13 protein-coding genes are annotated in these 14946 nt (G+C 46.9%); 1 reads left to right on the plus strand and 12 read right to left on the minus strand.

The window, feature by feature from the left end; genetic code table 11:
• Positions 1 to 88: 88 nt before the first annotated feature.
• The 3 genes from DWX62_RS20795 to DWX62_RS20805 form a co-directional block, all read right to left on the minus strand.
• Positions 89 to 763, minus strand: coding sequence for a DNA alkylation repair protein (locus DWX62_RS20795; protein WP_005826212.1), 675 nt, complete (start codon positions 761 to 763; stop codon positions 89 to 91).
• 6 nt (positions 764 to 769) lie between these two features.
• Positions 770 to 2818 carry a dihydrofolate reductase gene (locus DWX62_RS20800; RefSeq protein WP_005826209.1) on the minus strand — a complete coding sequence of 683 codons (2049 nt, stop codon included), beginning with the start codon at positions 2816 to 2818 and terminating at the stop codon, positions 770 to 772.
• 101 nt (positions 2819 to 2919) lie between these two features.
• Positions 2920 to 3393 carry a helix-turn-helix domain-containing protein gene (locus DWX62_RS20805; protein ID WP_005826207.1) on the minus strand — a complete coding sequence of 158 codons (474 nt, stop codon included), beginning with the start codon at positions 3391 to 3393 and terminating at the stop codon, positions 2920 to 2922.
• Between the two features lie 281 nt (positions 3394 to 3674).
• On the opposite strand from DWX62_RS20805, the gene recQ reads away from it, so the two are divergent.
• Positions 3675 to 5486 (plus strand): DNA helicase RecQ, encoded by a 1812-nt coding sequence (gene recQ / locus DWX62_RS20810; protein ID WP_005826201.1) that lies wholly within the window; start codon positions 3675 to 3677, stop codon positions 5484 to 5486.
• A 3-nt stretch (positions 5487 to 5489) separates the two neighbouring features.
• Here the strand turns inward: recQ and DWX62_RS20815 are convergent, their stop codons facing one another.
• The 9 genes from DWX62_RS20815 to DWX62_RS20855 all read right to left on the minus strand — a co-directional run bounded on the left by DWX62_RS20815 (position 5490) and on the right by DWX62_RS20855 (position 14814).
• Positions 5490 to 6341 (minus strand): tetratricopeptide repeat protein, encoded by an 852-nt coding sequence (locus DWX62_RS20815; RefSeq protein ID WP_005826199.1) that lies wholly within the window; start codon positions 6339 to 6341, stop codon positions 5490 to 5492.
• 15 nt (positions 6342 to 6356) lie between these two features.
• The gene (cysK, locus tag DWX62_RS20820; protein WP_008663985.1) at positions 6357 to 7307 is read right to left on the minus strand and encodes a cysteine synthase A; all 951 of its coding nucleotides are present in this window, start codon (positions 7305 to 7307) and stop codon (positions 6357 to 6359) included.
• Positions 7308 to 7716: 409 nt separating this feature from the next.
• On the minus strand, positions 7717 to 8778 hold the full coding sequence (gene leuB / locus DWX62_RS20825; protein WP_005826196.1) for a 3-isopropylmalate dehydrogenase: 1062 nt from the start codon (positions 8776 to 8778) through the stop codon (positions 7717 to 7719).
• The gene (locus tag DWX62_RS20830; protein WP_005835569.1) at positions 8768 to 9025 is read right to left on the minus strand and encodes a hypothetical protein; all 258 of its coding nucleotides are present in this window, start codon (positions 9023 to 9025) and stop codon (positions 8768 to 8770) included. The genes leuB and DWX62_RS20830 overlap by 11 nt, the downstream gene beginning before the upstream one ends.
• Positions 9026 to 9037: 12 nt before the next feature.
• Positions 9038 to 10579, minus strand: a complete 1542-nt coding sequence (locus DWX62_RS20835; protein WP_005826194.1) for an alpha-isopropylmalate synthase regulatory domain-containing protein — start codon at positions 10577 to 10579, stop codon at positions 9038 to 9040.
• Positions 10569 to 11168, minus strand: coding sequence for a 3-isopropylmalate dehydratase small subunit (gene leuD / locus DWX62_RS20840; RefSeq protein WP_005826193.1), 600 nt, complete (start codon positions 11166 to 11168; stop codon positions 10569 to 10571). Before leuD ends, DWX62_RS20835 begins: the two co-directional genes overlap by 11 nt.
• A 109-nt stretch (positions 11169 to 11277) precedes the next feature.
• Complete coding sequence (gene leuC, locus DWX62_RS20845) at positions 11278 to 12672, minus strand: 3-isopropylmalate dehydratase large subunit (RefSeq protein WP_117703669.1); 1395 nt, start codon at positions 12670 to 12672, stop codon at positions 11278 to 11280.
• A 42-nt stretch (positions 12673 to 12714) separates the two neighbouring features.
• Entirely contained in the window at positions 12715 to 14211 is a 1497-nt protein-coding gene (locus tag DWX62_RS20850; protein ID WP_005835565.1) for a 2-isopropylmalate synthase, read from the minus strand.
• A 366-nt stretch (positions 14212 to 14577) separates the two neighbouring features.
• Positions 14578 to 14814: a hypothetical protein gene (locus DWX62_RS20855; protein ID WP_034528908.1), complete on the minus strand. Its 237-nt coding sequence runs from the start codon at positions 14812 to 14814 to the stop codon at positions 14578 to 14580.
• Positions 14815 to 14946: the final 132 nt, after the last annotated feature.

Consider the following 14946-nt stretch of genomic DNA (forward strand, 5'->3'; position numbering starts at 1 on the left):
TTTGTGGAAAGCAAACGAGAAAGAGATAAAAATTGCGATAAGGGAAATATTCCCTTACCGCATCAGTCTCTATAACCATAGAACTAATCTAACAAACCTCCTCTTTTACAAGATTGTATAGTAATTGTTCTACATCAGAAGAAGAATTGTCCATACCCTCCACTCTGCGGCAAACTTGAAAAGAATTTTCCTCATTTTGCTGCATAAAGCGGCGGATAGCAGTCATGGCTGCATTGCGTACATGATAGGAGCCCGACAAAAAAGCCGTTATTGCCTGGTCGAGGAACTCATTTTCAACCCGTTCGTTCATATCCCCTTTCTTCATCAATAGACGGGCTATGGTGAGGAAGCCGCAAACCTGCGTGTATTCGTCCTCGCTTGCAATCCAATGGAAGGACTTGGCAGGCGCATAAGGAAGATGTTGGAATAAATTCATGCAGGTAAGTTCTGCAATCTCGATATTACGGATATCTTCCACCCAGATATCGGCTATCTCGGGCAGGAAACTCTCTACCGGCTGTAAAAGTCCCGCCAATATTTTGCACTCTCTGATATCTTCTTTCCACAAAGACTGAGCCAGAGAGTGGTCCTTCTCGTAACCGGCAGCAATACCCTTGATACGGGGCAACTCCACGCCAAAGTTCAGCTTATATACCAGCCCTTTCTCACGCATACTTTGGGACACAGCCCCGTTCATTGAGAGACGGAGCTGTGTCTTTATATCTTTCAGCCGCTGATGCAGCTGCTCTTTAGTATCTATCATAGTTCATCATTTATTGACAGAAGGCAATGTAGAATAGTCTTTGCTATAACGCAACATCTGTTCCGCATAACCTTCATCATAAGTCACTGTCACATCTGTTATAGTACCGTCGGCATCCGTCACCACTTCATACTTGGGATTGACGAACCCCTTATACGGCGCAAGATTCAGCTTCTTGTAGCGTTCCAGCACTTCGGCATGCAAAGCGGGATCGACTTTCACGGCATAGGCTTCCACCAAATCATGGGCGCCGGCATAGTCACCGGTGGACTTGATACGCTGTATCTCGGCAAGCAACCGGCCAAACAAGTCACGCACTTTCTCATAATCGTTTATCACGACGTACGTCTTCCCATCCTTCTTTACCAATTCCACAACCTTCTCCGCCGCACCTTTCTCGTACACCCAGCGGGCTATGAGCTGACGGTTGCGCATATGGGCTTCTTCTACATTGTTACCCGGCTCGATACGTACAAGCTGTGTCATCAAACCATTCATCAGATAGGTGTAGTATTGAGCCTTATAAGCATCCGCACTTGGAGTAAGCCCCAGTTCCACCAGCTTCGGGTCGGCCACGTAGTAGAGTCCGAACAAGTCGGCGCGCGCTTCTTCGATAGTAGAACCATATGCCTTCAACGCATCCGGGTCCACACCCGGGAGCAATTTACCGGAACCATGTCCCAAACATTCATGCAGGTCAGTATGCAGTTCATCTGTCACATCTGCGTACTTATCAATCAGTTGAAGCTCTGCATCACTGTACACAAACTCCTCATTGAACCCGTTGCCATGAGCTGCCTTATTATAAGCATCTGTAATGTTACCGATTGTAACGGATTTCGAACCATGATGGCTACGTATCCAGTTGGCATTGGGCAGGTTGATGCCGATAGCAGTTGCAGGATACAAGTCACCGGCCAGAATAGCCGCCGTGATTACCTTGGCAGACACCCCTTTCACTTTCTCCTTCTTGAATTGTCCGTCTACCGGCGAATGGTCCTCAAACCACTGTGCATTGCCGCTTATCAACTCTGTACGCTGGGTAGCTTCCAAATCTTTAAAATTCACCAGAGATTCCCAGCTTGCCTTCATGCCGAGCGGGTCACCATAACTTTCGGTAAAACCGTTCACAAAGTCAATGCGTGAGTTCAAATCCTTCACCCACAAAATGGCATATTCATCGAATGTCTTCAAATCGCCGGTTTCATAGAATTCCATCAATTTGGCTATCACCGCCTTCTGCTCGGGAGTCTCGGCAACTCCTTCTGCCTTCTTCAGCCAGTAGACAATCTTTTCAAGTGCCTGTCCATACAAGCCCCCCACTTTCCATACTTTCTCCTGAATCTTGCCATCCTCTTTCACCAAACGGCTATTCAAACCATAGGAAACGGGAGTTTCATCCTGCGGATTCTTCAAGGCATTATAGAAATCTTCGGCCTCCTGCTGCGTCACGCCATCGTAATAATTGCATGCGGAAGTCAAAACCAAATCTTCACCGGCAGCTTGGTTCACCCGTTTGGGCATCACCGTGGGGTCGAAAATAACGGGGAACACTTCCTCGCACAGTTGTTCCACAGTCTGTCCTTCGGCAAGCGGCAACGTAGCTGCATCCACACTCTGTACAGCCTGCCTGAAGAATTCGGGAGTAAATCCCGGAACGAACTTTTCGCTGCCATAGTGATGATGAATGCCGTTAGAGAACCATACCCGCTTGAGGTACACTTCCATAGCCTTGAAATCAGGAGTATTCTTATCTCCCTTATAGCCGGTATAGACAGCTTCCAGCATCCGGCGAATCGTCAGGTTATACTTGCCATTCTGGTCGAAAAGAATGTCTCTGCCCTGCAAAGCCGCTTCCGTCAAATAATAAACCAATTCTTTTTGTTTGAGGGACAAATCCTCAAAACCTGGTACGCGGTAACGTAAAATCTGTAAATCTGCAAATTGTTCCACTGTATAGTCAATTTTTTCTGCCTCAGCAGTTGTTTTCGGATTTCCGCCACAAGCCGTCAATAGAGAAAGGGCAGTCACCATAGAAATTAGTTGTTTCTTCATGTGTCGGGAGTATATAGATTGGTATTAAAAAAGAAGAAAAGGAAGTATCCCGAAACAACTGTTCCGGAATATTTCCTTTTTATTCATTCAGTCATACAGAATTATTTCTTCTTAGCTTCTTTTTCTGCGTGTCTTTTACGATATCCATTAGGAGTCTCACCTACATTTTTATAGAAAGCAGCATAAAAAGACTGACGGTTTGCAAAGCCGACCATCGTACTGATCTCCTCTACATTCTTGTCAGCATATCTTTTGTCTGTCAACAAATGCTGCGCTTCTTTTACTCTATATTCATTCAGCAGGCAAGAATAGTTCATGCCGAAGCGTGAATTCACCACTGCAGACAAATAGCGAGTATTGGTCTGCAATTCTTTCGCCAAATCCTTAGCGGAATAATCAGCATCTCTGTACTTCTTTTGTACAACAACGATATTCAATATCTTGTCATACAACTCATCTGCCAATTCCGGCCTTATCAAAGAACGGTAGGCAGCATCCTTTTCTTTCTTTTCGCGCAGGTTGTAAGGACGTTTCTTCGTTCCTTTTTCCTGGGCATTGTTTTCTAAATCACTCATTGAATTAACTGGTTAGGGTTGTTTAAAATCGGAAAAGCCAAAGGGTTAGCCCCTTAGACTTTACAAAAGTCAGACATTTTTTTTTAATACACAACTTTTCCCGTATATATTTTTGATAAATAAACAACGAAAAAGGTTGAAAAGTAGGTCAATTCAGCCATTAATAAGAAACTTTAACCTTTTGCAGAAACTCATATGATACAAAATCTTGATGACTTTCCATTTGTAGTATATGCAATAATTAGTGTACCTTTGCCGGAAGAAATCCATACTGCCAGATTATGCTACAAACGCTCAAGACATATTTCGGTTACGACAGTTTCCGCCCCTTACAAGAAGACATCATACGCCATCTGATGGACCGTAAAGACGCATTGGTACTGATGCCTACGGGAGGTGGAAAGTCCATCTGCTACCAACTTCCCGCCCTATTGAGTGAAGGCACGGCGGTAGTGGTTTCTCCGCTCATTTCCTTGATGAAGGACCAAGTGGAAACGCTCTGTGCAAACGGTATCGCGGCCGGTGCACTGAACAGCAATAATGATGAAACAGAGAATGCTTCCCTACGACGTGCATGCATGGAAGGCAAGCTGAAACTGCTATATATTTCTCCTGAAAAATTATTGGTGGAAGCCAACTATCTGTTAAGGGATATGCATATTTCCCTTTTCGCCATTGATGAAGCTCACTGCATCTCACAATGGGGACACGATTTCCGTCCGGAATATACACAGATGGGCATCCTTCACCAACTGTTTCCCCAGGTTCCCATCATTGCACTTACTGCCACAGCCGATAAAATAACCCGTGAAGATATTATTAAACAGCTACACCTCAACCAACCGAGAATTTTCATTTCATCTTTCGACCGTCCCAACCTGAGTCTCACCGTAAAAAGAGGTTACCAGCAGAAGGAAAAAAGCAAAGCCATCCTCGACTTCATCGCCCGCCATCCGGGAGAGAGCGGCATCATTTATTGCATGAGCCGCAGCAAGGCTGAAACAGTGGCACAAATGCTTCAAAAACAAGGGATAAAGTCGGCGGTCTATCATGCAGGACTGTCGCCGGCACGAAGAGATGAAGCACAAGACGACTTCATCAATGACCGCGTGCAAGTGGTATGCGCCACCATTGCCTTTGGAATGGGAATTGACAAAAGCAATGTGCGCTGGGTAATTCATTACAATTTGCCCAAAAGCATTGAAAGTTTCTATCAGGAAATAGGACGTGCCGGACGAGACGGAATGCCCAGTGACACCCTTTTGTTCTATTCACTGGCCGACCTCATTCTGCTCACTAAATTCGCAACAGACAGCGGGCAACAAAGCATCAACCTGGAAAAGCTGCAACGTATGCAGCAATATGCGGAAGCAGATATCTGCCGCCGTCGCATTCTGTTAAGTTATTTCGGTGAAAATACGACCTGCGACTGTGGAAACTGTGATGTATGCAAAAATCCCCCCGAACGTTTCGATGGTACAATAATCGTACAAAAGGCACTTAGTGCAATCGCGCGTTCCGAGCAACAGATAGGAACCGGTATTTTAGTGGACATCCTCCGAGGAAACATGAGTTCTGAAGTTACAGAAAGAGGATACCATCGACTCAAGACCTTTGGAGCCGGGCGCGAAGTCCCCCCCAGAGATTGGCATGACTACCTGCTGCAAATGTTACAGCTCGGTTATTTCGAAATAGCCTACAATGAAAACAACCACCTGAAAATCACTCAAAGCGGAACAGATGTCTTGTTTGGCAGAGCACGCGCCCTGCTTGTCACCATCCGCCGCGAGGAAGCTGTACAAGCTACAAGAGGCCGTAAACGCAAGGCTACAGTTCCAACCAAAGAATTGCCATTGGGATTGCCCAATACAGAAAGTGGGGAACTTTTCGAGGCCCTCCGCACTCTCCGCAAACGCCTTGCCGACCAGGAAGCACTTCCTGCCTATATCGTACTGTCCGACAAAGTGCTCCACCTACTCAGCGCCTCCCGCCCCACTACCATAGAAGAATTTGGTAATATCAGCGGTATCGGTGAATATAAAAAGAAGAAATACGGAAAAGAGTTTGTGGAACTGATACGGAAATACAGTTGAATATTATTTACACTGTAACAGTAAATCCCTGAGGTCACCTTGCGGCACGCCAAGTGAAATGGCCTTTTCGAAGTCACGTTTTGCCAACTCCTTTTTCTTTTGAGAAAGGTAAATTTGCCCCCGTATCAAGTAGGCTTCTGTCTGCGAAGCATCCAGCTTGATGGCTTCTTCCAAGTCCATCATGGCCAGGTCCACATGTTTCATATCCTGCTCTACACCCGCACGTGCTACGTAAAGTACGGCATATTGCTGGGTAGTCAGCCGGGTAGCTTCTCCTCCTTTTTCTGCAATCATGGCATTCAATATCGAAAGCGCCGCTTCATATTTGCCCTCCTTCTGCTCCAGTGTAGCCAACCCCAGACGGCCATTGTAACTCTGGGGGGCAAGTTTCAGCAGACGTTCATAATCAGACTTTGCAAAATTATAGTTGCGCTGCCGCATATAGATATAGGCACGCATCAGCAAGGCTTCCTGATTATCGCTTTCTATATCCAGCACCAAAGAATAGTCTATCCGGGCCAAATCATCCTTCCCCAACTCAAGGTAAAGAGCGGCACGATTCATCAGGGCAGGTATGGCACGCGGAGCAATGTTCAATGCCAGAGTATACGAGTCAAGGGCCTGCTCATACCGGTGCTGCCGACGTTGTATCGTACCCAAGTTGGAGAACAGCAAAGCGTTATGAGGATTGGCGGGCTCCATTTTCAAAGCTTGTTCAATGTATTTTTCGGCCAATGACAAGCTGTCTTGCTCCGTGGCTGCAACCGCACGTTCGCTCAGTTCCTGATAGGTTTGTGAAAAGGCAGGGAACATCGTGGCTCCACACAAGAAGAAAGAAAAAATAAGTTTCTTCATATAATAGTTCAGTATTTATTCCAAAGGATAGGTATCGAAAGCGAACAGTTCTGTTGACAAATAGCGTTCCCCCGTATCGGGCAGTAGGGCAACAATCATTTTATCCGCAAATTCAGGGCGTTCGGCCAGCAACCGTGCCGCATATACCGCCGCACCGGATGAGATGCCAGCCAGCAAGCCTTCCGTAGAAGCCAGCTCTCGTCCTCCACGAATGGCCTCGTCATCGGGCACCGGAATAATCTCGTCTACTACAGAAGCATCATAAATGGAAGGAATAAAATTGGCCCCAATCCCCTGGATGCGGTGCGGTGCATCTTCCCCTCCTTCCAGAACCGGAGAGGAGGCCGGTTCTACAGCCACAACATAGACATCCGGATTATGTTTCTTCAAGGCACGCGCCACTCCACAGACCGTACCGCCCGTGCCCACACCGGCAACAAAAACAGTCACTTTACCATCCGTGTCCGTCCAGATTTCTTCCCCCGTAGTATGTTCATGAGCCTTGGCATTGGAGGGATTCTCAAACTGCTGCAGAATAACCGCACCAGGTATCGCATCCCGCAATTCTTTCGCTTTGGCAATGGAGCCGGCCATACCTGCCAGTCCGTCGGTCAGTACAATCTCCGCACCCAAGGCTTTCAACAGATTACGGCGTTCCACACTCATGGTCTCCGGCATGGTCAATATCAAATGATATCCCTTGATGGTTGCCACCATCGCCAGTCCCACGCCGGTATTGCCACTGGTAGGTTCAATAATCGTGGCTCCGGGTTTCAAAGCCCCACGTGCCTCGGCATCCTCAATCATGGCAAATGCCACACGGTCCTTCACGCTTCCCACCGGATTAAAAGATTCCAGCTTAGCCACAATATTTCTTTTCAATCCGTATTTACGGCTGTATTCAGCCAATTCCATCAAAGGAGTATGCCCAATCAACTCCGTCAGGTTCTTTGCAATTTTCGCCATAATCTCACTGTCTAATACATTCTTCCCGTACACACTTATGTAACATGGATATGCTGACAAAGATATGGAAATTCCAAGAAATAAACCGTGCGGGAAAGGAAAGATTATACTGCCATCTATCAAAGCTTAACACGAATAAAGAGGATGAAAGGATATGAAACGATTGAAGAAGGCAGGATGAGGAGGAAGAACCATATCTGACAATCAGCGACTTCCCACTGCAAAGATGGTGCATGCTTTTTGCAGTAGTACTGCAAACGAGCTGCAGCGTTACTGCAAATAGGTTTGCAGTGGTACTGCAACTGCTTTGCAGTGCAACTGTAACAGCTTTGCAGTGACACTGCAAAAGGTTTGCAGAACTTTGCAGTGAGAAGTTACTGATGAACAGAACGGTAATGAGACACTGTTATCAAGACTTCTTAAGATAGTCTACAATCCACGCGCCCACTTCCTTGGTACCGTATTTGTCGCCACCTTCTACTTGAATCTCCGGTGTACGTACATTCGCATCGAGTGAAGCATCAACTGCCTTACGAATCACCCCCCCCTCCTCTTTCAGGTCGAAGTATTCGAAAAGCATGGCTACAGACAAAATTTGCGCCAGCGGATTGGCTATATTCAAGCCTTTCGCCTGCGGCCAGGAACCATGGATAGGTTCGAATACCGGCGTGCTCTCTCCCGTAGAAGCAGAAGGCAGCAATCCCATAGAGCCACTGATGCAGGAACCCTCGTCCGTCAAAATATCACCAAACGTATTTTCCGTAACCATTACGTCAAAGAATTTCGGCTCTTGAATCATCTTCATGGCGGCGTTGTCCACAAACATATAGTCGGTTGTCACCTCGGGGTACTGCGGTGCCATCTCCTGGGCAATCTGTCTCCAAAGACGGGAAGAGGCAAGCACATTGGCTTTATCCACCACCGTAAGATGTTTGCTGCGTTTCATGGCATATTCAAATCCGACTTTCAGGATACGCTCAATCTCAGGACGGGTATACATGTTCGTATCATACGCCTTGTCATTGTCCTGGTATTTCTCACCGAAGTACATGCCACCGGTCAGTTCGCGGATACAAAGGAAATCGGCACCATCCACCAGTTCCGCACGAAGGGGAGACTTATGGAGTAGACATTTGAAGGTCTGCACGGGACGGATGTTGGCAAACAGTCCCAGTTTCTTGCGCATAGCCAGCAAGCCCTGCTCGGGACGCACTTTGGCAGTAGGGTCATTGTCGAATTTCGGGTCACCTACGGCAGAGAACAATACAGCATCCGCATTTTTACAAGCCTCATAAGTGGCTTCAGGAAACGGGTCACCCACCTTGTCTATCGCGTCTGCACCGCAGATGGCATATTCATAGTTCACTTTATGTCCGAACTTCTCACACACGGCAGTCATCACATCCACGCCTACGGTAGAGATTTCGGGGCCGATACCGTCACCGGCCAACACTGCAATTTTAAAATCCATTGTTTTCTTTATTATTTAAAAGTTCATCTATCTTCTTTTTGTTTGCAAGATTCTTGCGGCGATACCGGTCACCCCACACAAAACCAGCTGTCAATATAAGGGTATTGATGGCTGACATAAGATACTCGTCCGCATCCAACTCGCCGCTCCACCAACGCAGAAAGAGGTTGAAAGCAAAAAGCAAGCCTGCATACAACGCATAGCATACATAAGGACGCCTCTCAAAAAACGATTTCTTTTTCTCCATGAGATTCATTTTTTAGGATTCATATTCGTCTTCTATGATATTCAGCATCTTCACCGTCGCCTTGATGGCCGCTTCCGTCTGGTCTGCGTCCAATCCGCGTGTACGGAATATCGTATCTTCAAAACTCCAGGTAATAACCGTCTGCACAAAGGCATCGGTACGCCCACCGGGAGGAATGGTCACGGCATAGTTCGTCAGCATCGGGAACTTACGACCCAGTGTCACTTTATATATCTTGCGCAAGGCGCGCACAAAAGCATCATACTGGCCATCTCCACTGGAACTTTCCTCATATTCCTTTCCGTTAATTTCTATCTTCAACGTAGCCATCGGCTTCAATCCATACGCCAGATTCACAATATAGCTCTTAAGGCTGACGCGTTCTTCTGCCATTCCGTGCTTCAGTACGTCCGAAACGATATAGGGCAGGTCTTCTTGCGTCACCAGCTCTTTCTTGTCGCCCAACTCAATGATGCGTTCGGTCACTTTGCGCATGGCATCTTCATCCAGTTGTAACCCCAAGTCCTCCAGATTCTTCCGGATATTGGCTTTACCGCTGTTCTTGCCCAGGGCATACTCTCGCTTGCGACCAAAGCGTTCGGGCAGGAGGTCGTTGCAGTAGAGGTTACTTTTATTGTCACCGTCGGCATGGACGCCTGCCACTTGGGTAAATACATTCTCGCCAACAATCGGTTTATTGGCGGGAATGACGATGCCCGAGTAGGACTCCACCACACGGCTTACGTCGTTCAGGCGGCTTTCGTCAATGTTGGTAATGGCATTGAAGTGGTCTTTCAGGATAGCCTGCACACTGGCAAGCGGAGCATTGCCGGCGCGTTCGCCCAGGCCGTTAATGGTAGTATGCAGTCCCTTGCAACCGCTAAGTACGGCGGCAAGCACATTGCTCACGGCAAGGTCATAGTCATTGTGGGCATGGAAGTCAAAATGGGCATGCGGATAGCGTTTCACCATCTTGCGCATGAACTCGATGACCTGCAGCGGGTTCAATACGCCCAACGTGTCAGGCAACATATAGCGGCGGATATTGGTCTGCTCCAAGGCGTCCATCAGACGGAACACATATTCCGGAGAATCTTTCATGCCGTTGCTCCAGTCTTCCAGATAGACATTCACTACCATATCCTGCTCGTTGGCGTAATCCACTACGGACAGAATATCCTCGATATGCTCTTCGGGAGTCTTCTTCAACTGGTAGGTGCAATGCTTCAGCGAGCCTTTGCACAGCAGATTGATGACACGGCAACCGGTCGCATGTATCCAGTCCACCGACGTGTGGCCATCTACAAAGCCAAGCACTTCTACTCTTGGCAACAGATTACGGCGTGCCGCCCAGTCACAAATCATTTTTACGGCATCAAACTCTCCTTCGGATACCCGCGCAGAAGCCACCTCCACCCGGTCTACCTTCAATTCCTCCAGTAACAAACGGGCAATCATCAGCTTCTCATGGGGCACAAAGGAGACTCCGCTGGTCTGTTCACCGTCGCGGAGCGTAGTGTCCATGATTTCTATCTTCGGATGATTATGCTTCATTTTTATTCTCCCAAGCTTCTATCTTATCTTTATTCTCAACCAGAAAATCGATGTCATCCAAGCCATTCATCAGGCAATGTTTCTTGTAGGCATTGATTTCAAAATGTTCGATCTTGCCCGTAGCTTTGTTGGTGATGGTCTGTTCGGGCAGATTCACTTCCACTTCCATCTTCGGATTGGCAGAGATAGAGTCGAACAACTCTTTCAGGAACGGCTCACTTACCACCACCGGAAGCACAAAGTTGTTCAGTTCATTGTTCTTGTGTATATCGGCAAAGAAACTCGATACCACCACGCGGAAACCGTAACCGGCAATGGCCCATGCAGCATGCTCACGGCTGGAACCGGAACCGAAGTTCTTTCCCGCCACCAGAATCTGTCCACCGTAAGTGGGATTGTTCAAAACAAAGTCCTTGTTCAGAGAACCGTCCGGATGATAGCGCCAATCGCGGAATAAATTATCTCCGAAGAACTTTTCCTCACGGGTAGTAGCTTTCAGAAAACGTGCAGGGATTATCTGGTCTGTATCCACATTCTCTAATGGAAGAGGCACACAAGTACTGGTTATTATATCAAATTTTGTCTTCATCTTTGTATTTACGATTTACAATTTACGATTGAAAATACTCTTGATTTACCTTTGTTGAACGATGTTTGATTTACGAAGTAATTTTAATCGTAAATCGTCCAATCGTACATCAAATCAGCGTTCTCGGGTCAGTAATTACTCCAGTCACTGCCGCTGCTGCAGCTACAAGCGGGCTGGCAAGCAGTGTTCGGGAACCCGGTCCTTGGCGTCCTTCAAAATTACGGTTACTGGTAGACACTGCATACTTTCCGGCAGGCACCTTATCGTCGTTCATTGCCAGGCAAGCAGAACAACCCGGTTGGCGAATGGCAAAACCGGCCTCTTCCAAAATCTTGTCCAGTCCCTCTTCGCGAATCTGCGCATCTACCATCCAGGAGCCCGGAACCAGCCATGCCACTACATTCTCGGCTTTCCGACGGCCTTTCACAATGGAGGCAAATGCACGGAAATCCTCAATGCGTCCATTGGTGCAGGCACCCAAAAACACATAGTCAACCTTCTTACCCAGCAAAGGTTCTCCCGGTTGGAAACCCATATAGCTCATAGACTTCATGAAAGAGGTCCGGGCAGCTTCTCCCATGCCTTCGGTAGTAGGAATATGTTGTGTGATACCCATACCCATGCCCGGGTTGGTACCGTATGTAATCATCGGTTCAATATCTTCGGCAGCAAAACGGACTTCCTTGTCGAACACTGCATCCTCATCACTCTTCAATGTTTTCCAATAGGCCAATGCCTTGTCCCATGCCTCACCCTTCGGAGCATATTCGCGTCCTTTGATGTACTCGAAAGTGGTCTCATCCGGAGCAACCATACCGCCGCGGGCACCCATCTCTATACTCAGATTGCACAAGGTCAGACGGCCTTCCATAGTCAGACCACGCACAGCTTCTCCGGCATATTCCACGAAATATCCCGTAGCGCCGCTGGTCGTCATCTTCGACATCATATACAATGCTACATCTTTTGCCGTCACTCTCTTGCCAAGTTTGCCGTCGACAGTGATGCGCATTGTCTTAGGACGGGTCTGAAGGATACATTGCGAGGCCATTACCATTTCCACCTCACTCGTACCGATACCGAAAGCCACTGCTCCCATCGCCCCGTGGGTGGAAGTATGCGAGTCACCGCAGACAATGGTCATGCCAGGCAGGGTCAGCCCGCGTTCCGGACCTACTACATGGATAATTCCGTTCTTCTTGTCCATCATGCCGAAATGGGCCAATCCAAACTCTTCCGCATTCTTGGCCAGTGTATCTACCTGAGTCTTTGAAACCGGGTCTTCAATCGGCTTGTCCTGGTCATGCGTCGGCGTGTTATGGTCGGGCATACAGAAAATCTTTTCCGGACGGAAACACTTGATTCCACGTTCGCGCAATCCTGAAAAGGCTTGCGGGCTGGTTACTTCATGACAATAAAGCCGGTCAATATAAAGCTGTGTGGGACCGTCTTCCACTTTCTGTACCACATGGGCATCCCAGATTTTATCAAATAATGTATTCATCTCTTTATGTACAATTTAGCTATTTACAATTTACGATTAAAATCACATCTTGAACTTATTGATACAGTCGATGTACGCTTCCACCGATGCCGCAATAATATCCGTATTGGCACCAAACCCATAATAAATATGATTATCGTATTCCACCTGCATATGTACCTTACCCATATCATCGCTACCCTTGCTGATAGCCTGGATGGTGAATTCCTTTAATGTCATATGACGGTCGATAATCTTCTTCAAGGCCTTGATAGCGGCATCTACCGGACCGTTTCCACTGGCAGCGGCTTCAAACTTCTCACCGGAGATGTTCAATCCCAAGCTGGCAACCGAACGAACCCCTACTCCACTGGTCACCTGAAGATATTCCAGTTTGATGCGGTGGTTCTGCGTACGGTTTGCCCCTGCCAATACCAGAATGTCGTCATCATTGATATCTTTCTTCTTATCGGCAAGTTTCAGGAACTCTTCATACACTTTGTCCAGCTTCTCCTGATCCAGCTGTACTCCCAATATCGACAAACGATTCTTCAAGGCTGCACGTCCGCTACGGGCTGTCAATACGATGGAATTATCATCAATACCCACATCATGCGGGTCAATGATTTCGTACGTCTGCACATTCTTCAATACACCGTCCTGGTGAATACCCGACGAATGGGCAAAAGCATTGCGACCTACAATAGCCTTGTTGGGCTGCACCGGCATGTTCATCAGGCTGGACACCATACGGCTGGTTGGATAAATCTTCTGTGTATTGATGTTGGTCTCGATTTCTATGTCCTTGTGACATTTGATAATCATCGCCACTTCCTCAAGAGAAGTATTGCCGGCACGTTCACCAATACCATTGATGGTTACCTCCACCTGGCGGGCACCATTCAGCACGCCAGCCATTGTATTGGCAGTAGCCATGCCCAAGTCATTGTGGCAATGAGTAGAAATAATGGCATTATGAATACCGTTGACATGTTCCATCAGATATCTTATCTTCGCGCCATACTCATCAGGCAAGCAATACCCCGTTGTATCGGGAATATTCACCACAGTAGCACCTGCCTTGATAACAGCTTCTACCACCCGTGCCAAATATTCATTATCCGTTCGGCCTGCATCTTCGGCATAGAACTCTACATCATCCACATACTTACGTGCATACTTTACGGCAGCCACTGCACGCTCTATAATTTCTTCGCGATTGGAATTGAATTTATACTTAATGTGCGAGTCAGATGTACCGATACCAGTATGAATGCGTTTATGCTTGGCAAACTGCAAAGCCTCTGCCGCCACATCAATATCTTTCTGTACGGCACGTGTCAAGGCGCAGATAGTGGGCCATGTCACAGCTTTTGATATCTCAATGACCGAATTGAAATCTCCCGGACTTGAAATCGGAAATCCGGCTTCAATCACGTCCACCCCCAGGGCTTCCAGTTGTCTGGCTACCTGAATCTTTTCCACTGTATTCAATTGGCATCCCGGAACCTGCTCGCCATCGCGGAGCGTTGTGTCGAAAATAAATAATTTGTCACTCATTGCTTTATTGTATTTAATTTATGTTCCATAAAAAAAGCCTTTCGCACTTGGAAGTGAGAAAGGCTTCATATATCATTGCATCTTACATATATATTCACGCACAGCACTCACTTCCACTAAACCTTGCCAGTAGAATAATAATACCACACAGTAGAATATATGTAAAGTTCTGAATCATCTTCTTTTTGTTTTGACGTTGCAAAGGTAGATATTATTTCGTAGCACACAAAGAAATTCGTTACTTTTTTCCGATAAAAAATATCACTTTATAAGTTTGTATTCATTTATCGCTAAAATATATCACAAAAAGAGGCGTACCTTGAGGTACGCCTCTTCCTTATTCTTCAATTCAATACAAGTTCTGAATTACTTCTTCTCACAAGGTTTGTTACACTTGGCACCATCACATGCAGCCTTAGGGCACGCTGCTGAATCAGCTGCCTGGCAACATGCCTTTGCAGAGTCACATACTTGTTCTGTTTTTGCAGCACAGCAAGAATCTGCCTCAGTTGCATTAGAATCTGCAGCCTTTTTGTTGCCACAAGATGTCACTGCGAAAGAAAACGCTACCGCAACGGCAGCTAATAAAACTTTAGTCTTCATACTTTCAATTTGCTTTAAACGTTGATATAAAATTAGTTCGGCGCAAATATAAGAAAAGTTTATGAGACCGCCAAAAACGAACAAAGCCTCCGTATCCTTATCAGACACGGAGGCTTCTTCTGAAAACGGCGA

Source organism: Bacteroides sp. AF20-13LB, from assembly GCF_003603065.1.
GTDB classification, from domain to species: Bacteria; Bacteroidota; Bacteroidia; order Bacteroidales; family Bacteroidaceae; genus Bacteroides; species Bacteroides uniformis.